Source organism: Mucilaginibacter sp. (assembly GCF_028288105.1).
GTDB lineage: Bacteria > Bacteroidota > Bacteroidia > Sphingobacteriales > Sphingobacteriaceae > Mucilaginibacter.
This window is the reverse complement of sequence record NZ_JAQBOI010000058.1, coordinates 41,864-65,445: the sequence shown is the minus strand read 5'-3', so window position 1 is coordinate 65,445 and position 23,582 is coordinate 41,864. Positions and strand designations below refer to the sequence as shown.

The 23,582-nt window shown below is 40.3% G+C and carries 16 protein-coding genes; 13 read left to right on the top strand and 3 right to left on the bottom strand.

The genetic code is table 11. The features are described 5' to 3' along the window. The 13 genes from JWQ85_RS04270 to JWQ85_RS04210 all read left to right on the top strand — a co-directional run. Positions 1–315 (top strand): SDR family oxidoreductase (locus JWQ85_RS04270; RefSeq protein ID WP_299464446.1); only part of this gene is annotated, 315 nt, incomplete at its 5' end. Then, positions 315–1,547, top strand: a complete 1,233-nt coding sequence (locus JWQ85_RS04265) for an enolase C-terminal domain-like protein (protein WP_299464443.1) — start codon at positions 315–317, stop codon at positions 1,545–1,547. The genes JWQ85_RS04270 and JWQ85_RS04265, both read left to right, overlap by 1 nt. A 16-nt stretch (positions 1,548–1,563) precedes the next feature. Next, on the top strand, positions 1,564–3,216 hold the full coding sequence (locus tag JWQ85_RS04260; protein ID WP_299464440.1) for a sodium:solute symporter: 1,653 nt from the start codon (positions 1,564–1,566) through the stop codon (positions 3,214–3,216). Positions 3,217–3,822: 606 nt separating this feature from the next. Then, entirely contained in the window at positions 3,823–7,125 is a 3,303-nt protein-coding gene (locus JWQ85_RS04255; RefSeq protein WP_299464437.1) for a TonB-dependent receptor, read from the top strand. A 28-nt stretch (positions 7,126–7,153) separates the two neighbouring features. Then, positions 7,154–9,064, top strand: coding sequence for a RagB/SusD family nutrient uptake outer membrane protein (locus JWQ85_RS04250; protein ID WP_299464434.1), 1,911 nt, complete (start codon positions 7,154–7,156; stop codon positions 9,062–9,064). A gap of 39 nt (positions 9,065–9,103) precedes the next feature. After that, the gene (locus JWQ85_RS04245; RefSeq protein WP_299464431.1) at positions 9,104–10,348 is read left to right on the top strand and encodes a DUF5000 domain-containing lipoprotein; all 1,245 of its coding nucleotides are present in this window, start codon (positions 9,104–9,106) and stop codon (positions 10,346–10,348) included. Positions 10,349–10,377: 29 nt separating this feature from the next. Then, positions 10,378–11,607 (top strand): DUF4998 domain-containing protein, encoded by a 1,230-nt coding sequence (locus JWQ85_RS04240; RefSeq protein WP_299464428.1) that lies wholly within the window; start codon positions 10,378–10,380, stop codon positions 11,605–11,607. A gap of 108 nt (positions 11,608–11,715) precedes the next feature. Then, positions 11,716–12,924: an SGNH/GDSL hydrolase family protein gene (locus tag JWQ85_RS04235; protein ID WP_299464426.1), complete on the top strand. Its 1,209-nt coding sequence runs from the start codon at positions 11,716–11,718 to the stop codon at positions 12,922–12,924. 144 nt (positions 12,925–13,068) lie between these two features. Next, positions 13,069–15,393 carry a glycoside hydrolase family 95 protein gene (locus JWQ85_RS04230; protein ID WP_299464423.1) on the top strand — a complete coding sequence of 775 codons (2,325 nt, stop codon included), beginning with the start codon at positions 13,069–13,071 and terminating at the stop codon, positions 15,391–15,393. Between the two features lie 34 nt (positions 15,394–15,427). Further along, the gene (locus JWQ85_RS04225) at positions 15,428–17,467 is read left to right on the top strand and encodes an alpha-galactosidase (RefSeq protein WP_299464420.1); all 2,040 of its coding nucleotides are present in this window, start codon (positions 15,428–15,430) and stop codon (positions 17,465–17,467) included. 4 nt (positions 17,468–17,471) lie between these two features. Further along, positions 17,472–19,955, top strand: coding sequence for a glycoside hydrolase N-terminal domain-containing protein (locus tag JWQ85_RS04220; protein ID WP_299464417.1), 2,484 nt, complete (start codon positions 17,472–17,474; stop codon positions 19,953–19,955). Between the two features lie 68 nt (positions 19,956–20,023). Continuing rightward, a complete protein-coding gene (locus JWQ85_RS04215; RefSeq protein ID WP_299464414.1) occupies positions 20,024–20,989 on the top strand; it encodes a hypothetical protein in 966 nt (321 codons plus the stop codon). 196 nt (positions 20,990–21,185) lie between these two features. Then, entirely contained in the window at positions 21,186–21,503 is a 318-nt protein-coding gene (locus tag JWQ85_RS04210; protein WP_299464411.1) for a hypothetical protein, read from the top strand. Between the two features lie 11 nt (positions 21,504–21,514). Here JWQ85_RS04210 and JWQ85_RS04205 read toward each other — a convergent pair whose 3' ends face one another. From JWQ85_RS04205 to JWQ85_RS04195, 3 genes are read right to left on the bottom strand one after another with little or no spacing between them, the layout of a single operon-like run. Next, positions 21,515–22,168 carry a response regulator transcription factor gene (locus JWQ85_RS04205; protein ID WP_299464408.1) on the bottom strand — a complete coding sequence of 218 codons (654 nt, stop codon included), beginning with the start codon at positions 22,166–22,168 and terminating at the stop codon, positions 21,515–21,517. 2 nt (positions 22,169–22,170) lie between these two features. Further along, a complete protein-coding gene (locus JWQ85_RS04200) occupies positions 22,171–22,959 on the bottom strand; it encodes an ATP-binding protein (RefSeq protein ID WP_299464405.1) in 789 nt (262 codons plus the stop codon). Beyond that, entirely contained in the window at positions 22,917–23,582 is a 666-nt protein-coding gene (locus tag JWQ85_RS04195) for a hypothetical protein (protein ID WP_299464402.1), read from the bottom strand. The genes JWQ85_RS04200 and JWQ85_RS04195 overlap by 43 nt, the downstream gene beginning before the upstream one ends.

The following is a 23,582-nucleotide window of genomic DNA, read 5'->3' as shown; positions in this document are numbered from 1 at the left end:
CCATTTGGGATCCGCGTAAATGCGGTGGCACCTGCAGGAGTATGGACACCCATGTTAAGACGGTGGAGTAATCAGCAGCCTAATGTTGCACACATTGAAAATTATTTAGACGAGATACACCCTTTAGGCTATTGCCCCGAAGGCGATGTTGTGGCCGATGCTTGTCTTTTCCTTATTTCAGAACAAGCCAGGTTTATCACCGGATGTATTTTGCCGGTATCTGGCGGGGCTGAGTTGGGTTACAGAAAGTATATGGGCCAGCAGATGCAAAAAGATGACATTGTATTGCCTGTTGATAAAAAAGAGAAGAACTAATGATCACAAAAGTAAATATATCAGATATTCGTTACCCACTGCATGGTAATGCAGGTAGTGATGCCATACACCGCGACCCGGTATATTCTTATGCGGTAACACAGTTACGCGATGATAGTGGTATTACGAGTACGGGCTTTGCCTTCACCCTTGGCGAAGGCAATGATTTGGTTTGCAAGGCAGCAGAATATTATGCCCGCCAATTGGTAGGCAAGGATATTGAAGATACAATGGCCAACTTTGGTGAGTTATTTAAGAAGCTTTCAAACGATCAGCAATTTAGATGGTTGGGGCCTCATAAGGGCGTTGTGCATTTGGCGTTAGCATCTGTAACCAATGCCTGTTACGACTTATGGGCAAAGAAAAGGGGAGTACCTTTATGGAAACTGTTGACAGACTTATCGCCGGAGCAAATTGTTAACACGCTTGATCTTTCTTACATGGAAGATGAACTAACCTATGCACAAGCTATAGATATGCTTACCGCCCAGCAATCGCAAAAAGAGGGTAGGATGCCTATTTTAGATAAAGGCTACCCGGGTTACGATACCTCGATAGGCTGGTTCAACTATCCTGATGAATTGGTTAGGGAGAACTGTAAGAAAGCTTTAGCCGAAGGTTTTACCGCCATGAAATTAAAGGTAGGCTCTACAGATCCTGACCGTGATATCCGCAGGGCGCACATTGTACGCGAAGTTGCCGGCGATAACATAAAAGTAATGCTTGATGCCAACCAGCAATGGAACCTGCCACAAGCCATTTCAATTTGTACCAGGCTGAAAGATATGAACCCGTATTGGGTAGAAGAACCCACACACCCCGATGATGTAAACGCGCATACTAAACTGGCGCAGGCTATAGCACCGGTTAAGCTTGCTCTGGGCGAGCATGTACCCAACAAGATCATTTTTAAGAATTACCTGCAATCGGGTTCATCTTCATTTATGCAGGTTGATGCGGTGCGTGTTGGTGGCGTAAGCGAATTTATAACCATAAGCTTACTTTGTAAAAAGTTTGGCGTGCCTGTTGTGCCACACGTAGGCGATATGGGGCAATTGCATCAACATCTTGTGTTATTTAATCATATTGCCATGGGGCACGAAGCTTTATTTTTGGAGCATATCCCACATTTGCAAAAGCATTTTGTGCACCCGGCCCAAATAGTTAACGGAGTTTATAAAACACCGCAGGAAGCCGGTAGCAGCTGCGATCTTATTATTTTAAAAGATTAAATTACGAGAAGCATATATGATAGGTTCGTTTGATGCCGCTGTAAGTATTTTATATGTTATCGCAATCCTGGCTATAGGGTTATGGACGGGTTTAAGACACCGGTCTGTAAGTAAGAAAACAAACGTAGCCAGCGATTATTTCCTGGCGGGTAAAAGCTTACGCTGGCCAATGATAGGTTTGGCGCTTTTTGCTACAAATATTTCTTGTGTGCATTTGGTAAGCCTGGCCCAAAGCGGGTTTGATACCGGCCTGCTCAACGGCACATTTGAATGGATGGCATCGTTCACATTAATATTGCTGGCTTTATTTTTTGTGCCATTCTACATAAAATCAGGTGTATCAACACTGCCTGATTTTTTAGAAAAACGCTACAACCGTGCAAGTCGCGACTGGCTGGCATTTATATCCATATTATCGGCTATTATAATACATATATCTTTTTCTTTATTGGCAGGCGGCATTGTTTTGCAGACACTGTTTGGCGTAAATATGTACACCAGTGTAATTATCATAGCGGTCATCACTACTATTTACACTGTAGTTGGTGGTTTAAAAGCCGTAGTAGTTACTGAGTCTATTCAAACTGTAGTGCTGCTAAGCGGCGCGGTTATCATGAGTGTTGTCGCCTACAACAAAATGGGCGGCTGGGATAGCATGGTGCATGTGTTAGAGCAAAAGAACGAGTTAAGCAAATTATCAATGATGCGCCCGCATGGCGATAGCAGTGGTTTACCCTGGTATGCAGTTTTGCTGGGTTACCCCGTACTGGGAATTTGGTACTGGTGTGCCGATCAAACAATTGTACAACGTGTTTTAGGCGCTAAAGACGAGAACCATGCAAGGGTAGGGCCTTTGTTTTGCGGCTTTATAAAAATATTACCTGTATTTATATTTGTTATGCCGGGCTTGTTTGCTTACGCTTTGTATCAAACCGGGCATTTAGATGTAAGCGGTTTAAAAACCATGGTTGCAGGCAAAGAGGTGGTTAACAGCAAAGGTATTTATACCTTAATGATATTGCAATTAATACCTAAAGGCTTGGCGGGGGTATTGGTCGCGGCCTTATTATCGGGTTTAATGAGCCAGATCTCGGGAGCGTTAAATTCAATATCTACAATGGCCAGTTACGATATCTACAAACGCTACAAACCCGAAGCTACCGATGAGAAATTAGTTACTGCCGGCAAAATTGCAGCAGGCTTATCATTTGTATTATCATTAATGCTTTTACCGCTGTTAAATAGTTACGAAAGTATTTTTAACGGGTTAAACGATATTATAGCCCACATAGCGCCGCCCATTACCTGTGTGTTTTTATTAGGGGTGTTTTGGGGTAAAGCATCCGCCAAATCTGCCCAGCTTACACTATATATTGGCTCGGCAGCGGGCGTGTTGGTTTTTGCTTACAGTAAACTTTTACCACACTCTATGATTGGCCAGGTGCCATTTATGATGATGGCTTTTTATCTGTTTGTATTTTGCGTGCTGTTACAAATTGCCATTACATTGGCATCCCCGGCAAAACACACCTCCGAAAGCTCCGATCTTTATTGGAAGTCGCCACTTGAATCGTTACAAAGCCCGGGCTGGAGCGGTTTTGGCAATTATAAATTCTTATCGCTATTGCTTATCTCGGTAATGGTTATATTATTCTGGGTTTTTAGATAGCACGAAATTGCAAAGCAACTATTTCAATCATATATTTTAAAAGCCCCCCGGATCATTAAGCTTACTGATTCCCAGTATGGTTGCCGGCATATTTTCTTCTGATATTATTTACAGTAATATGGTTTGTTTTCATAATAATTCCAATATCGCTTAATAATTGGCTAATAACGTAAAAGTATTGTTGATGCCGATACGTTTCCTTTGTAGTACCAATTATAATAATACAATAAAATAATACAATAGTCCATCACCTTTAAAGGTTTATCCATTTTAAAGTGATTTTAAAGGATTTAAATTTATCGAACCAATTAACCAAATTCTTATAATTATGAAACACTTTTACGAAGATCAGGCAAGAAATACGTCTTGTTCATTTTTATCGCATGCGCCATGCCTGGTGCTGCCGCTTTCCAAAGGTTTATTTTTCACAATAGGATTTAGGGTCTAAATCTGTCGCATAAATCATCGAATCGTACAGGGTTTTAAATTGAACCTGTACACAGCGTTGAAAACTTAAGTTTATCAAGCAACAGAATTGTATTGTCCTAATGATGGGATTTCAGAACTGTATCTCCAATATTCTGAAATATTACAACTCATTTTTTAATGGATAATAAGAACTATAAAACCAATTATGAGAAAAAATTTATGAAACCATTTTACGAACGCATAAAAAGCTTTTGGTTACCAAAAACTGCGCTTAGTAAGGTTGCGGGTACATTATATTGTATAATAATATTATGTGCCATATTTAGCACCAATACTTATGCGCAAACTAAAATAACCATAACAGGAACTATAGCAGATACAACAGGTAACAAAATTGTTGGTGCAAACATTACCGCTACTAATAAGAAAAACGTAAGTACAGCAACTGATGTTAACGGCAAGTTTGTTATTGATGCCGAGCCGGGTACTATATTTAGGGTTACCTATGTAGGTTACAAGGAAACTACTTTTACTGTTTTAGCCGATACCCGTACTTACAGTATTCAAATAAAAGAGGTAAAGAACGAATTTGCTGATGTTGTTATTACAGCTTATGGGCGCAAGCAACGTAAGGAAGCCGTTGTAGGATCGGTAACAACCATTACCCCAAGTGATTTAAAGATACCGGCAAGTAACCTTACCAACGCCTTGGCGGGCCAGGTAGCCGGTGTAATTGCTTATCAGCCAAGCGGCCAGCCGGGTTTAGATAATTCATCCTTCTTTATAAGGGGGGTAACTACTTTCGGTTACAAGAAAGACCCGCTTATATTAATTGATAACGTGGAGCTGTCTACATCAGATCTGGCACGTTTGCAGGTTGATGATATTGCAAGCTTCTCTATTTTAAAAGATGCCAGTGCTACTGCACTATACGGCGCAAGGGGTGCAAACGGGGTTATATTAGTAACAACTAAAGAGGGTAAAGTAGGCAAACCGGTAATTAATGTACGTGTAGAGAACTCAATTTCTCAATCGGCAAAAAGCATTGAACTGGCCGACCCTATTACTTACATGCGTTTGTTTAATGAAGCAACCATTACGCGCGACCCATTAAGTAAGTTGCCTTTTACGCCTAATGATATTTTAAACAGAGAAGCTACTATAGCAAACGCACCGGGCAGTAACCAATACGTTTACCCGGCTGTAGACTGGTTGAAAACCTTGTTTAAAGACCGCACAAATACACAAAGGGCAGACCTAAGTGTAAGTGGCGGCGGTGGTGTAGCCCGTTATTATGTATCCGGCTCATACAATATCGACCATGGTATATTACGCGAGGATATTAAAAACAACAATAATAACAATGTAAACTTCCGTAATTATCAATTACGTTCAAATGTTAACATAAACATAACCAAATCAACAGAATTGGTAGTTAGGTTGGTAGGTACCTTTAATGAATATAACGGTCCGCTAACATCCGACGCTTCTTTCTCTACAGATCTGTATAACATTGCCATGCATACCAGCCCGGTTCTGTTCCCGGCTTATTATCCGGCAGATGCGGCTAACCAAAACACACAGCATATCCTATTTGGTAATGCCCCGGCACCGGGTAGCGTTTCATCAAATGCGGTTGCTTATGTAAACCCTTATGCAGCATTACTAAGGGGGCATAAAAACTTTTCACAGTCGCGTTTATCGGCACAATTGGAGCTGAACCAAAACCTTGATTTTTTAACCAGCGGGTTAAACTTCCATGGTTTGTTTCACACCAACAGGTATTCGTACTTTGAATCGTCAATGGGTTATAAACCTTTTTATTATAACATAGGCTCGTATGATAAAACAAGTAATAAGTATACTCTGTCTTGGTTAAATTCAACGCCGGGTGCTGCTACTGAATATCTTATCTATAACCGCGATCCTTACGCTGTACAAGCTAATACATACTTGTTTTTCCAGGGAGTGGTTGACTATACAAAAAGGCTTGGCGACCATAACATCAGCAGTTCATTAATCGCTACGCAACAACAAACTCTTTATGGTGGCGCTAACGATTTATTTAGCTCGTTGCCGTACCGTAACTTAACAGTTGCAGGCCGTGCTACATATTCATTCAAGAGCCGCTATTTCTTAGAATTTAACTTTGGTTATAATGGTACCGAGCGTTTCTCTGCCAACCACAGGTTTGGTTTCTTCCCAACTATTGGTGGTTCATGGATAGTATCTGATGAGAAATTCTGGGGCGATAAACTATACCAGGTTATATCCCGCATGAAACTGAGGGCCAGCTACGGTACAGTAGGTAACGACCAGATCGGTTCACAGCGTTTCTTCTACCTGTCAGATGTTAACCTTAATGGTGGTAACCCGGCATATTTTGGTACCGACAATGGGTATGGGCGTAACGGGGTTACCGTAAATAATTATGCTAACTCGGATATCACCTGGGAAACTTCAAAACAGTTAAACATTGGTATGGAGCTTACACTTTTCAAGAATTTGAATATTGTGGCCGAGGTATACAAATATCACCGTACCAATATCCTGCAAACACGTTCTTCTATCCCAACAACAATGGGTTTAGAATCAAATGTTAGTGCAAACTTTGGTGAAGCAGAATCAAAAGGTATCGATCTGCAGATGGATTATAAAACTTCCTTTGGAAAATCCGGGTGGATCCAAGGTAGGGGTAACTTAACTATTGCTGCAAGTAAATACAGCAAATATGAAGAACCAGAATATCCTGAGGCCTATCGGTACCAAACAGGGCAATCTATCAACCGTAACTATGGCTACATAGCTGAGCGTTTATTTGTTGATGATAACGAAGCGCTAAACTCGCCAAGCCAAATATTTTCAACCAATGGCGTTGCGCCAAAAGGTGGTGATATTAAATACCGCGATTTAAACGGCGATGGTAAAATTGATGGCGCCGATCTTACTTTTATAGGTTACCCAACAGTACCACAAATTGTTTATGGATATGGTCTATCAAGCGGCTATAAAGGCTTTGATCTTTCGGCATTTTTCCAGGGTCAGGCACAAGTTAGTTTCTTTATTGACCCAAGCCGTACAAGCCCGTTCATACAAAGCCCTGATGGTGCTTATGCAAGTGGCAACACCCAGTTGTTAAAAGCATTTGCAGACGACCACTGGTCTGAAGATAACCAAAACCTGTATGCACAATACCCAAGGTTAGGCGTAACAGGCAACCAGATAGAAAACAACAGGCAAAACAGTACCTGGTGGATGCGTGACGGAAGTTTTTTACGATTAAAATCGGTAGAAATAGGCTATACCATACCGGCCCGTTTAACCCAAAAATGGAAAATGACCAAATGCCGTATCTATTTCAATGGGCTTAATTTATATACCTGGAGTCCGTTTAAATTATGGGATCCCGAAGTTGGGGGCAATGGTTTTGCTTACCCTATACAAAAGGTATTTAACATAGGCCTTAACATTAACTTATAATAACACGACAATTTTACATATCAGTTATATGAAAAGAATATCTCATTTTTTATGCGTGTTAGTAGTACTGCTACTGGGCGTATCCTGTAAAAAATACCTGGATGTGGCTCCGGATAATACCGGCACATTAGAGTACGCTTTCAGGAACCGTAACGAGGCAGAAAATTATCTGTTTACCTGTTATGCAACTTTACAGCAATTTGCTGATGCTACAACTAATGCAGGTTTTACCACCTCGTCAGAAATTATCTACCCCAACAATTTAACCAAGCATCCCATTGATGAAACGGGCTTTAACTTGCTTAGAGGAACGCAAAACAGCAACAATCCGGGTCTTAATTATTGGGATGGTGAAAATAGCGGCAAAGCTATATTCCGTTCAATAAGAAGGTGTAATACTATGCTGGAGAATATCGACAAACCTGTTGATCTTTCTTTCGGAGAAAAAAAGAGGTGGATAGCAGAGGTTAAGTTTTTAAAGGCTTATTACCACTTCTATCTGGCCCGTTTGTACGGACCTATCCCTTTAATAAAAACCAACCTGGATATTACAGCATCAACAGATGAAATAAAGGTTAAACGTGCTCCCATTGATTCAACGTTTAATTACATTGTACAATTGTTAGATGAGGCCGCGCCAGACCTGCCACCTGTTATTGATAACCAGGCACAGGAACTTGGCCGTATCACCAAAACAATAGCTTTATCAGTTAAAGCCGAGGTGTTGATGACTGCTGCAAGCCCATTGTTTAATGGTAATCCTGACTTTGTTAGCACAAAAAACAAAGATGGCCAACCACTATTTTCTGCAACATACGATCCTGCAAAATGGGTTAGAGCCGCCGCCGCTTGTAAAGAAGCGATTGAGGTTTGTGAAGCAAACGGACTAAAATTATATAGCTTTATACCACCGGCAAGCATTACAGTATTACCAGATTCATTAAGGACAGTTTTAACACTGCAAAATGCAGTAACCGAAAAATGGGACCTAAACACCGAACTGATTTGGGCGCTGAACCCAACATTTGGATGGCAGGGTTATGCTACACCACGTTTAACACAAAAGGGTGTAGTAAACATCTTTTCAAACCCGTCTACGTTTGCAGTACCTCTTTCAACTCAGGAATTATTCTATTCTGATAAAGGTGTGCCGATAAATGAAGATAAAACCTTTGATTATGCAGGCAGGTACAGCATTAAAACAGGTGATGAGGCCAGTCGTTTCTACATTGCTAAAAATTACTCTACCGTAAAAGAACATTTTAACCGTGAGCCTCGCTTTTATGCCAGCCTTGGGTTTGATGGTGGTATTTGGTATGGTAATGGTAAGCTTAACCTTACCGATATGTACCATGTAGAAGCACGTGGTATCGAATCATTTGCGGGCCCTAAGGATATTAATACATTAAATATTACAGGTTACTGGCCAAAAAAACTGGCACATTATCAATCCGTATATGATGATGGCTTTCAAACAATTCAATACCATTTACCTCTTATACGCCTTGCAGGTTTATACCTCTTGTATGCCGAAGCTTTAAATGAAGTTAACGGCCCATCTGCCGAAGCTTATACTTATATTGATAAAGTAAGGACAAGAGCTGGTTTGCCGGGTGTTGTTGAAGCTTGGACAAATTATTCTAAAACCCCGGGTAAGGTTGGTAACAAAGATGGCCTGCGCCAGATTATCCACCAGGAAAGAAGGCTCGAACTTGTTTTTGAAGGGCAAGCCGGCTGGGATTTACGCCGCTGGAAAGAATTGCAAAGTGTATTAAGTTTACCAATGCAGGGATGGAATGTTTATGAATCAGACCCGGCCAACTATTATCAACCGCATACAATATTCACAGCTATTTTTGGGCTGAGGAATTATTTATGGCCAATAAAAGACAACAGCCTTATTGTTAACGGCAATTTGGTGCAGAACCCATATTGGTAGGAATTAGTGTGTGATGAAATTTATAAAAGAAATTGAATTATGAAAAAGATAAATAAATATTTCGCTAAGGCATTGTTTAGCCTGCAGATATTAGCTTTTGTTTGTTTGCTATCAGCTTGTAAAAAGAACGATGGTTACAACACAGAACCCATATCTACCGATAAAACAAAACCGGGTGTAGTTACCAATATAAAAGTTGATAACTATCATGGTGGGGCGTATATAACCTATAGCTTGCCTAACTCTGATAATATTTTGTATGTGCTTGCACAGTATAAAATAAACGACAAAACCTCAAGAGAAACAAAGTCGAGCTACTACACAGATACAGTTAACGTAGAAGGTTTTGCAACCAATAAACCTTATGATGTAACACTTTATACGGTGAGCAGGGCAAACGTGAAATCAGATCCGGTTAAGGTTGTTGTAAACCCAGATGTACCTTACTATAAATTGATAAAACCAACTGTAGCTATCGCCAAAGATTTTGGTGGCGTTAATATACAGGCACTAAATCCTTTTAAAAAGCCTATAGGTATGATATTGATAGCGATGGATAATTCTACCCAGCGGCTTGAAGTAAGCGATCAGCATTATACAAATGTGGATAGCATAAACTATTCGGTAAGGGGTTTCCCATCAGTAGAAAGAAAATTTGGTGTATACGTAACCGATAAATTCGGCAATATATCTGATACAACAATACTTGATCTTACACCGCTTTTTGAAACGCAACTTGATAAAACAAAGTTCTCGGTTTACAAACAACCAAGTGATAGCGAAATAGGCTACGGTTGGGACCTGCCTTACTTATGGGATGGGAAAGTGGACGGTTACTCAAACGGCTGGCACACAAACCCGGGTACAGGCAAGCCAATGCAGTGTACGTTTAACTTGGGCATAAGCGCGCAGTTAAGCCGCCTTAAAATTTACGAGCGCCCGTTAGAGTATGCATTTTTCCACGGTAACCCTAAAAACTTTACCTGGTGGGGCTCAAATGCCGCATCTCCGGTTGATGTTGTTTTGCCACAATCTGCACCGGTTGGTACTGTGGTTGGCGACTGGATCAACCTGGGTAATTACCGTTATCCAAACCCGCCATCGGGCTTAACGCCGGGCTTTACAAATGCAGCTGATGAGGCTTTTGTAAAAGAAGGCGTCGACTTCCTGATATCAGCATCTGCGCCGCCGGTACATTACCTGCGCCTGTTAGTGCATGATACCTGGGGAAAAGGTGACGCTGCCCACTTAATGGAAGTAACCGTTTTTGGAAAGCCGCAATAATATTTGATCAATAATTTAAATAAGAAATTATGAAAAGTCTTTTTCGTATTTGTCTGTTCTCCCTTATTAGTATTGGCTTTTTAAGCTGTGAAAAAAAGGATACAGATTTTAAAAATTTTCTGGGAGATAAAGAGATAACCTATCCGGGTAAAGTTGTAAAGCCACACTCTAAATCTGGTAACTTACGTGCTGCGCTTGTTTGGAACCCAAGCCCCGATCCAAGTATAAGCAAGTATGTTATTTACTGGAATAACAAAGCAGATTCGCTTATTGTAAATTCAACTAACCATAGTACTGCAGATTCTATTACTGCAGTTATACCGGGCCTTAGCGAATATATTTATTCATTCACCATATTTTCGTATGATAATAAGGGTAACAGATCTGTTCCTTTAGATATCAACAACGTTAAAGTTTATGGCCCTATTTATCAAAGCGGTTTACTTAACAGGGTATACAATGCTGCAAATCCCTTTACTGTAACACAAAATGGGAATGTTAAACTTAACTTTTTGCAATCCGATACTGCTTCGTTAAATGTTTCAACCATTATAAAATACACTAACAGGAATGGAGTAGTGGTTGAAAAAAACCTAGACCCTGACAGTATATCCTACACCATTACTGATTATAAATCTGGCGAGCCTGTAAGCTTCCGTTCTGGCTATATACCCGTAAAAGGCGCAATAGATACATTTTATGTGGATAATTTTAGCACTTTCCCGGAAATTACAGGAATAGCAGTGTGTGCTAAGTCATTATTTAAAGAAAATAAATTATCAGGTGATGCTAATACTTACGAACCAGGTACAAGTGTAAGCAAATTATGGGATGGCTCTGTTGGGCCCCAGGGATATCCAAACATTTTCCATGCCGATGGTGGATCAGGTATGCCTCAAACCATAACATTTGATATGGGACGGGTGTACAAAAAGCTTACAAGTGTAGAAGAAACTGGCCGTAATTGTTGTAACAACCCCGACGATTTTGAAATATGGGGGACTGCAGATATTACCAATGCTGCAACAAATCTGTCACCTACCAATTCGGGATGGACTGCCGAAATGCAATCAAAAGGCTGGACGCTATTGAAACATGTGACCAGAAATGATGATGGACAGGCTGCATTGAAAGTTAATTTTGATGCAGATGTACCTCCCATAAGATATATACGTGTCAGAATTAAACATGTTACCACCGGCGACGGTAATTACAGTAACATGAGCGAGATAACTTTCTGGAATGATGTGCTTAACTAACGCTTCCAAATAATCAATAATCAATAAACCATCCTTGCAAAAGGATGGTTTATTGATTATAAAGAGTTTAAATTTGTTGAATATGGCCGTTTGGCCACCACTATTACTATGTTAAAATACCTATTTACACTTGTAGTTTATATATGTTTTCTGTTGCCTGCAACTGCGCAGGTAGTTACTCAGCCTGCAGAAAATATTCTGCCCTATAATAATTATTATACTGTAAGGGGAGGGGTAAATAATTTTCTATCTGTAATTAAGAAAGAAAAATCAGCAACAGTTGCTTTTTTAGGTGGTTCTATCACGTTTAACCCCGGCTGGCGCGATAAAGTTTCTAACTATTTGAAAGTACGTTTCCCAAAAACAAAGTTCAGGTTCATACAAGCAGGTATACCCTCATTAGGTAGTTTACCCCATGCCTTCCGCTTTAAGCAGGATGTGCTGGATTCTGGCAAAGTTGATCTGCTGTTTATAGAAGCTGCTGTAAATGACAGGGTAAACGGAACTGACAGTCTAACGCAAGTGCGTGATCTGGAGGGGATAGTTAGGTACGCTAAACGCAATAATCCCTTAATGGATATTATTCTGATGTCATTTGCCGATCCGGACAAAAACAACGACTATGCAAAGAGCAAGACACCTACAGAGGTGGCTAATCATGAATTAATAGCACAACATTATTATTTACCATCTATAAACCTGGCAAAAGAGGTTTATGATAAAATACAAAACAAGGAGTTTAGCTGGGATCATGATTTTAAAGACCTGCACCCTGCTCCGTTTGGGCAGGAACTCTACTTCGCGACTATAAAAAACCTGTTAGAAACATGTATAGATAAGCCGGTTAACAGGTTAATAGTAAAACCCATCCCCAAGCCATTGAACAAAGCGAATTTTGAACATGGCAGTTATTATAGTATAACTAATGCTTATCATGACAAAAACTGGGTGCTGGATAATAACTGGGCACCCAAAGACAATTTAGGTACCCGTCCTGGATTTGTAAATATCCCTGTATTAGCTGCTGATAAACCCGGTGCCGAAATAACCCTGCCCTTCAATGGGACGGCTATTGGTATGGGCATTGTATCCGGCGCCGATGCTGGTATAGTTTCTTATTCAGTTGATAATAGTGCATATAAAGATATTGACCTTTATACAGCCTGGAGCAATATGTTGCATTTACCATGGTATGTGCTGTTTAATGGTAATTTAAATAAAGGCAGCCATGTTTTAAGGCTCAAAATAGCTAACCATCATAATGTCAACAGCAAAGGTAACGCCTGCCGTATAGTTTATTTTTTAAGGAACGAATAATCCATTTATTTGCGGGATTTGTCCATTTTAAAGCAGGATACAAGCATATATTTTTATCCAGCCAATTAATATTTACCAATTGTTAAACGCACCCTTTTTAAACCGGTGCATTTAACCGCCCGTTGGGGCAAATGCTTATAGATAATGAAAAGATACTTCTACCTGTTTCTCCTCGCTAATTTTATAATTACAGTTGCTTACGCGCAAAATAAACCGCTAAAACTTTGGTATGATAAGCCCGCGTCGCAGTGGGAAGAAACCCTGCCTTTGGGTAATGGCCGTTTAGGTATGACACCTGATGGAGGCATAAAGGAAGAGCACATTGTATTGAACGATATCACCCTATGGTCTGGCGCGCCACAGGATGCAAACAATTATGAAGCATACAAAAGCTTGCCCGAAATAAGAAGGTTATTAGCAGAAGGAAAAAACAATGAGGCGCAGGAGCTGGTAGATAAAAACTTCATTTGTAAAGGAGTAGGTTCGGGTAGTGAACCATTTGGCAAATATCAGGTGCTTGGCGATCTGAAAATCAAATTCAGTTACGCTAACCCGGATAAGGAGTCTGTAAACTACAAGCGGGAACTATCTTTAAATAATGCTATTGCCAATTGTACTTATGTAGTTGACGGCGTTACTTATAAACGCGAATACTTTACCAGTTTTGGTAATGATGTAAGCATTATCAAACTATCTGCAGATAAACCGGGGAGGTTAAATCTTACCATCGCCTTATCCCGCCCGGAAAGATCGGTTACCGTTGAAAAAAACGGTGAACTTCAAATGTCTGGGCAGTTAAAAAGCGGTACCGATAATGGTGGCATGCAGTACTTAACCAAAGTAAAAACGCAATTAAAAGGCGGTAGTTTAAGTAACGATGGCAATCAGTTAGTGATTAAAAACGCTACTGAAGTTATCATCTATGTATCTGCCGGAACAGACTTTAGAAGTGCCGATTATAAAAAGAATGTAGATACGAAGCTGGCTTCGGCCTTAAAAACCAGTTACGCGGTTGAGCGGGCACAACATATTGCCAAATATCAAAAGCTGTTTAAACGTGTCACCGTAAATTTAGGTGCAGGTACCGCAGCTGAAGAAACTACTGATAAAAGGCTGATCAGTTTTCATAAAAATCCTAATGCCGATAAGTTTTTACCAGTGTTATTTTACCAGTTTGGGCGTTACCTTAGCATCAGTAGCACGCGTGTTGGCTTGTTGCCGCCAAACTTACAAGGCTTATGGGCAAATCAAATAAATACGCCATGGAATGGTGATTACCACCTTGATGTGAACGTGCAAATGAACCACTGGCCGGTAGAAGTATCCAACCTGTCAGAACTTAACCTGCCTTTGGCCGAACTGGTAAAAGGAATGGTAAAGCCTGGTGAACGCACAGCAAAAGCTTATTATAATGCCAATGGATGGGTTGCCCACGTAATAACCAATGTGTGGGGGTTTACGGAACCAGGTGAAAGTGCGTCCTGGGGGGTAACCAAATCCGGCTCGGGCTGGTTGTGTAATAATCTTTGGGAGCACTATGCTTTCTCAGAGGATAAGAATTATCTGCGCGATATATATCCGATATTAAAAGGCTCGGCTCAGTTTTATAGTAGCATGCTTACTCCGGATGCTAAAACTGGTTGGTTGGTTACGTCGCCATCATCATCACCAGAGAATACTTTTTACCTGCCAAATGGCAAAACAGCCAGCATATGCGTAGCGCCAACTATTGATAATCAAATAATAAGGGAATTATTTAATAATGTAATTACAGCGGCCAAACTTTTGGGTAAAGATGAAGCATTATGTAAAGACCTTGCCGCCAAACTAAAAAAACTCCCACCTGCCGGCCAAATTGCTAAAGATGGCCGCCTGATGGAATGGCTGGAAGATTATAAAGAAACCGACCCGCAACATAGGCATATCTCGCATTTATATGGCCTGTATCCCGCATCACTAATTACACCCGAAGCTACCCCTGCACTGGCCGAGGCCTGTAAAAAAACATTAGAGGTTAGGGGAGATGATGGGCCAAGCTGGTCAATAGCATATAAATTGTTGTTTTGGGCACGCCTGCACGATGGTAACCGTGCATACAAATTATTTACCGAGATAATGAAACCAACCCTTAAAACCAATATGAATTACGGTGCAGGCGGTGGTATATATCCAAATTTACTATCGGCAGGGCCACCATTTCAAATTGATGGTAATTTTGGTACCACAGCCGGTATCGCAGAAATGCTGATACAAAGCCATGCCGGTTTTATTGAACTATTGCCGGCAGTGCCTGATAGCTGGAAAGCGTCAGGAGAAGTTAAAGGTGTAAAAGCCCGGGGGAATTATACAGTAGATTTTAGTTGGAAAAATGGGAAGGTGATTAATTGTCGGATAATCTCTTCCCGCCCCCGAAAAGTGAAAGTAAAGATTAATGGTTTGCTAAAAATGCTTAATACGGTAAAAGCGTAATATTATATTTTCGCAGTTATATAAACTATACATTATGTTTAAAATTTATACCCGGTGCTTTATCTGCCTTCTATTTTCCCTTGTTTTTATTAAAGCAGATGCTGCTATCAAGCCGCCTGAAAAGATTGAAGTGGTGATCCCTTTTGGGAACGATGGCAAAATAAACTATAACCTAAAAACCGGTACATTCAATGTGTATCAAAACGGTTATGGCATTTTCTCTAATATTTATTCGATTGCTAAGGTTAATGCCGATACCATCAGCTCAAAAAATTATCAGGTAAGAAAGTATACTAAACTGCCCATACAAAATGGTTTTGGCAAGGGCTTTAAACATACTATAGTATTAACGGCCAAAGGCCTGCCGCAAATGAAGCAGGTGTTTTATACCTACCCAGGCAAAAACTATTTTTTAACAGAGATATCCTTCACCGGTACATCACTTAAAACTAATTACATGTCGCCGGTTAACGGGCAGTTCGGTACTGTAAAAGGCGATGACGTGCGTACGCTGTTTGTGCCTTTTGATAATGATACTTTTATCAGTTATAATTCAAAGCCATTTTCTAATAATAACGGCATAAGTTCGGAAGTAGGCACAGTTTTTTCAAACCAGACCAGAGCAGGTATAGTAGCCGGTTCGGTAGAACACGAGGTTTGGAAAACTGGTGTGGATATGGAAGCGGCACAGCCATCAAACCAAATTAAGGTTTGGGGCGGTTACACAGCAGAAGCAGTAACCCGCGATAAGATTGCACATGGTACTATCAGCGGCAATACCATTACATCGCCAAAAATATTTGTAGGTTACTTTAACGATTGGCGCACTGGCATGGAAGAATATGGCAGTGCTAATCGTATTGCCGAGCCACCTTATGTGTTTAACTGGGATAAACCTACCCCGATAGGATGGAACAGCTGGGGTGTTATACAGGAAAAAATCACCTACGATAAGGCTATTAAGACAGCCAATTTCTTTGCAGACAGTATCCCTGCATTCCGTACAGGTAATACCGCGTATATCGACCTGGATTCGTATTGGGACAAATTGGTTTCACATGGCGATTACACTCAACTAAAGCAGTTTGCTGATTATTGTAAATCAAAAAGATTAGAGCCCGGTGTTTACTGGGCGCCATTTACTGATTGGGGCCACGGCGGCGGCCCCGGCAGAAAAGCAGAGGGTAGTGATTATACCTTTGGCGACTTATGGACAAAAATAGGCGATGGCTATAACGATATTGATGGTGCAAGGGCTATAGACCCAACGCACCCCGGCACGCAAAAACGTGTTGCTTACATAATAGGTAAACTTAAAGCCTGTGGTTTTAAAATGATCAAGATAGACTTCTTAGGCCATGCCTCTGTCGAGGCTAATAAATTCTATGACCCAACAGTTACTACCGGGATGCAGGCTTATCGAAAAGGTATGGAGTATCTGATAGACCAGCTTGGTAATCAAATGTTGATATATGCAGCTATATCGCCCAGTATGGCAACAGGCAGGTATGTACATATGAGACGTATTGCCTGCGATGCCTTTAAAACAATAGAGCACACACAATACACGCTAAACAGCGTAAGCTATGGCTGGTGGCAGTCTAACTTATATAACTTTATTGATGCTGACCATGTTGTTTTTAACGATGAAACAATAGGGGCAAACCGTGCGCGTATGTTATCGGCATTGGTTACAGGTACGTGGCTTTCTGGTGATGATTTTACAGTAAACGGCCAATGGACTGCTCGTGTTAAAAAATATTACCAGGATGCTGAATTGATTAAACTGGTAAAAAATGGCAAGGCGTTCCGCCCGGTTGAAGGCAATACGGGTACAGGTGCATCCGAAATATTCACCCAAAAAATAGGCAATAGCTTTTATATGGCTGTGGTTAATTATGGAAAAGACAGCAAAATTTTCGATATATCAGCGCAACGCCTGGGGATAGACCTTTCTAAAGTGATAGGCACAAAAGAAATATTGCAGGATAACGCGATAGATACTAAAGGTAGCCTGCAGTTTAAATTGAATGGGGCAGACGCCGTATTGTACAAATTCACGCTGAAAAAATAAGAGTATGGTTAAGGCGGTAGGTCGTTACATAATTTATCTTTTATTACAGATAAGTATTTATACAACGGCTTACGGCCAAAATATAGCTGCTCAGCAAGCTAAAAAGCACAGCCTTACAATTGATAAGCCTGCGGCAGACTTTTTTGAGGGAGCTCTGCTCGGCAATGGGGGCATGGGCGTTGTGGTTACTACCCGGCCAGATGCCATAGTATTATATTTTGGCCATAATAATGTTTGGGATATTCGTATATCCGAGAAACACCGCGACGAAATTGGTACGTTTGACTCGGTTTTTAATAAAGTAAAGGCACTGCCTTCTACGCTTAATAATCTTACTGATGATACCTGGTATAATCAGTATAACAAATTAACAAGCGATAACTACAGCAAACCTTATCCAAGGCCGTTTCCATGTGGTTCTGTAGTACTTGGTTTCGATAGGCGGGATGTGCAGCTTATAGGGCATACGCTTGATATCTCCAATGGTTTATGTACTGTTAAACTGCTTACGGCAGATAAACAGGAAGTATTCCTGAAGCTCTTTACAGAGATGCAGCAGGATAAATTGCAGATGGAACTGACTGATGCAAACGGCAAGGCTTATCCCAATATATTTAACAGGGTAAAGGTCATGCCTGATCCTTCAACACCTGCTGATTTTCCAAAATATCAGGTAGATGAAAATTTGCCCAATGGTATATTAAGCTTCAGGCAAGTTTTACCCGCACTTGAACCGGAACAGTATAACCGCGAGAAAGGAAACGCGAACGACAAAGCATTCAGCTTAACATTTACGGCAAACACATCACTTGGTAAGGAACCCCGGATGAACTGGAGCGGTAATACCGAACAAATGCCAGACCTGGAGGCCGCCATAACTAATAACAAAGGCTTTTTTGCAACAATTACATTACGGGAAGGCATGTCATCAGTAGTGCCTCAAAATGTGCCACCCGAAGAAAAATTAACATTTGATGGTTTTAATAAAGCTTTGGCCCAAAGTACATCTGTATGGGAAACATATTGGAGTAAATCGGCAGTTAAGCTTGGTGATAATTTTTTAGAACAGATTTGGTATCGCAACCTATACTTTTTTAATTGTGCAGCAAAAGATGGAGTAACCTGTCCCGGCTTATTCGCTAACTGGAGCTACAATAATATAGGTACTGCCTGGCACGGCGATTACCACATGAATTATAATACGCAGCAGCCTTTCTGGATGACCTTTTCCAGTAATCATTTGGAAAAGAATCTGCCCTATGTAAACCTGATAGAACGTTTAATGCCTGTAAGCCGTAACTGGGCCAAAACTTATTACAATTTGCCCGGTGCCTACTTTCCGCATTCGGCTTACCCGGTAAACATGACCATGAACCCATACCCGGTTCCGGATTGGGGCTGGGAAATAAGCGAAACACCATGGGCCGTGCAAGGTTTATGGTGGCACTACCTGTATTCGGGTGATGAAACGTTTTTGCGCGACAGGGCCTATGAGCCAATTAAAGCCGCAGTACAATTTTTAACAGCTTACATGAAAAGGCCCGATGCACATGGCGGCGAAAGGTGGTCTGATAATAAATATCACATATTCCCAACCGTACCGCCAGAGCTGTATGGTTTAAGGCCCGGCTTCAAATACAATTACGATTGTGTAATGGATTTGAGCCTTACCAAATTTATTTTTAAAGCATTTGAAAAAGCTGCCAAAATACTGAAAACTACCGGCCAGGAACAGGCTTTATTGAACGATATTGCCCATATATTATCCAACTATCCCGATTATCCAACCGCAAAATCGGTAAAATATGGTGAAATATATGTTTCGGTACCGGGCGAACATGATAAAGTGGTGTATAATGTGCCCAATGCTTTAGCCCCGGCTTTTCCGGGTGAGGATTTTGGATTGCATTCAAATATAAAGACGGTCAATCAACTAAAAAATACTTACCTAAATCAACAAAACGAGGGTGGTAATGATCTGGTTTTTATAAACCTGCAGGCCGCCCGGATAGGAATGCTTGATCTGGAACAATTTAAACGCCATATAAAATATTCCTTGCTGCCAAACGGTACCGCTACCGATATGATAATGCAAACTTTCGGGCGTTATGATGATAACTCCGATTTTAAATATATGTCTAAAATGGGTATTTGGTTTGAGAATTTTGCTTTGCCGGCAGTAATAAATGAATGCCTGATGCAGAGCTATAATGGCACTATCAGATTATTCCCTAACTGGCCATTATCAAAAGATGCCCAATTTACCAGCCTGCGTGCTGCAGGTGCTTTTCTTGTTTCTGCAAGATTGGAAAAGGGGATTATTAAGCAGGTAACCATAAAAAGCGAAAAAGGGCAGGATCTGTCGGTAATTATCCCCTGGAATAAAGGTTACGCAGAAATCAACCACATTAAGCGTAAAATAGTTGCCGGTAACCTCATCTTAAAAACTCATGCGGGGGAAACAATAACTTTCTATCCATCTAAATAAATTATTGATCGTATGTATATGTAACAGTAATGTTTTAACTTATATTGTAAGTGGAAATAAACTGTTGTATGAAAAAGGTTATTTTACTTGTATTTGGTATAATAATTTGTAGCCATTTGGCTGTTGCACAAATAACATATCCGGATAATAATTTGCCTGCAGATACACTGCGACTATTTGCAAGGGATATTATTTCCACAGGTTTGGCTAACCGCGATTTTACAATCTCGCCCACAGGTGATGAGTTATTTTATACTATACAACACCCTAAATTTATTGTAAGCGTAATTATCAGGTTAACTAAAGTAAATGGCAAGTGGGGTAAGCCGGAAGTTGCGCCATTCTCCGGCGTTTTCAGGGATTTGGAAGCCAGCTTTTCACCGAATGGAAAGACCGTGTTCTTTTCGTCAGACAGGCCGCTTACAGGCAATCAGCCAAAACGCGATTTTGATATCTGGAAAGTATCTAAAACAGCCGATGGCATTTGGGGTAAGCCCGAAAATTTAGGTGCAAACGTTAATACAGCCAAAAACGAATTTTACCCCAGCGTTGCTAAAAGTGGTAACCTTTACTTTACTGTTGAAGCACCTTATGGAAAGGGCGGGGAAGATATAGTGGTATGTTCATACGCTGCATCGGGTTACCTGGCGCCGATAAGCCTACCCCATGGTGTTAATACCTCGCATGGCGAATTTAACGCATTTGTAGACCCGGATGAGCAGTTTATATTGTTCACATCAGACGGGCGTGCTGATGATAAAGGTAAAGGCGATATTTACATTAGTAAAAAGGATAAAACAAATAACTGGCTGCCGGTACAGCACTTGCCGGGCACAATTAACAGTACATCGCTTGATTATTGCCCTTACGTTACCCCGGATAAAAAATATTTAATATTTACCAGCAATCGCTTGCGCAAAGAATGGTATAATGAAAAAGCTGTTACCTATGCCGAACTGAATAGCCTGTTAAGTGAGCCCGGCAATGGCCAGGACGATATCTATTGGGTTCAATTTAACTTATCTGCTTACTAACACTAACACTGTTATAAATTTATTATTGTAAATTAGTTTCGTTATAAATTGCTGCATCTATAACCAGCAACAAAAGGGTAAGGATAAAAACTTGTTATAACATGCAATGTTAAGCTGTTTAGGTATACTTAACATAATGATAATATTGGATTAACATTGCAATGGCATACTTTTGCAAATATCACCACATAAATACATGAAAAATAAACTTAAACCGCTTGTTAAAGAAGCAAGGAAAACCGCGCAAAAAGCAATACAGTTAAGCCTTGTTGCACAGCTAAAAGACATTACGGCCAGATTTGGTGTAGGATCAAAAAAATTAGACAAGCAAATACAGAAAGAGGGGAAGAAACTGGCCAAAAAGTTTGCTAAAGACATTAAAGTAAATGCAGCCGCTTTAGTTAAAGTTGATGAGCCAAAAGCTTTGGAAACACCTAAAGCCATCCCGGCCAAAACTAAAACGGTAGCCGAACCAGTTGTTAAAAAAACGGCAGCAAAAACTACTACATTATAATTACACTGTTATCAGATTTTTATAAGTTCGTTCTTTAGGGCGGATATAACCAGGCCTGTTCTTGATTTTACCTCAAACTTCTGGAACAGGGCCTCGCGGTAGTTATCAATAGTATGCGGACTAAGGTTCATCATATCGGCTATTTGCTTGTAGGTAAGGTCAGAGCAGCACAACTCCAAAAATTTTAGCTCGTTAGGGCTTAAACCTATGGGGGCATTTTTTACAGGCTGATTGTTTTGAATATTACGCAATAACTTGCCCGATACCAATTCATTGATGTAAAAGGACTGAGCAGAAATTCCTTTAATAGCGCTTACCAGATCGGCGGCTTTTGATTGTTTTAGCATATAACCGCCAGCGCCGCTTTTTAGCATGCCAATAATGGGCTTGTCTTCTTCAAACATACTTAAAGCCAGTACGTTTATTTCCGGATAATTTGCTTTGAGCCATTTTGTGGTTTCGTAGCCGTTCATAATTGGCATAGTTATATCCATTAGTATAACATCGGGCAGGGGATAGGTGGGTAGCTTTCTGATCATATCTGCACCGTTATCGGCATCAAACAAAACATTTATCTCGTTAGATTCGGTTAACAAATGTGCAAGTCCCTGGCGGAAGAGCGTATGGTCGTCTACTATGGCAATATTTACTTTATCGGTTTGCATTGTTATTTGTACGGTACGTTTATAGTTATTGTTGCCCCATTCAAAGGGATAGAAATTATAGAAGCTGAGCCATTTATCATGGTGCTTCGTTTTACAATGTTATGCAGGCCCATGCCTGCTTTTCGCTTTAATATCTCATCTACATCAAACCCAACACCATTATCGCGTATAGTTAACCAGAAGTTATCTTCAATTACTTCTAACTTAATAAGTATTTTGGTTGCTTTAGCATGTTGAATAATGTTATTAATGATCTCTTGAAACAGCCGAAAAAGTATGGTTTCTTTAGCACCATCACCAGTAAAAAAAACATTATTGTGCTCAAATGTCACTTCAAACCTATCCAGTCGCTTTAACCACTCCAGTTCAAATTCAATAGCGGCTTTTAAACCCCGGCTTACAATTTCTTCACCATGCAGCAGGCGCGATAACGCCTTTACCTCTTTTATAGATCTTAAGGTAAGGGCTTCCACTAAAGCTATTTTTTCTGCCGTGTTTTGGTTGTCATTAATATTGATAGAACTTAAGGTGATAGTGGTAAGGCTAAGCAACTGGCCAATATTATCGTGCAAATCGTAGGCAACCGTTTTTAAGGTTTGTTCTTGTACCTCCATCTGGGTTTTAAGCAGTTCGTTCTCAAAATTCTGTTGCATCATAACAGTTTCCTCCTGGTGTTTCTTTTTTCTGCGGTTATATGATAATACATACAGAATAAGGAACAAAGGCGCAATTAAGAATATAATGGATGTTAACCCAATGAGGGAGATGACCTCTTTTGACGATATCTGCATATGAAAGCGTATGACCAGAAAATGTACATGATAATATCTAAAATATTGTAAATTATATACCTGATAGACCGGCTAAAGGTGATTCTTTCATACGCGGACAGATAATCTAAAAAGTTATTACAGGCAGTGCTTCCAAAATAAAAGAACAATGTACCGCTAACCCACCAGAACGGGGCCGAAAATATCAAGGGTTCAAAATGCTCGTCCTTTAGTTTAAGGTAGTAAAAATACAGGCTTGCTAATACAAACACTACCGACATTACCGATGCTGTTGTTGATACAAACTGGCTAAAATTATGGTGTAGTAAATCTGTAATATACATAACCGCGAACAGGCCCAGCCAGGTAAACAGCCATATTGGTTTATAGTGATAGGCTTTATACAGGTAAAAAAAGAAATAGCTGGTAAAGCCACACTCAAACAATACATATACATTATATAAGGCATAGTTTGAAGTATGTACAAACTCGCGTATGTATATACCTGCTATTTCAACAGTACAGGTTAATAATAAAAACGGAATAAACAGCCTCCAGGCCGTTGTTTTTTCCTTGTATAAGAAAAAAATTGCGGCCAGGAGGCATAATAACTCTGATACTGTGTTAACTGTAATAAATATCAT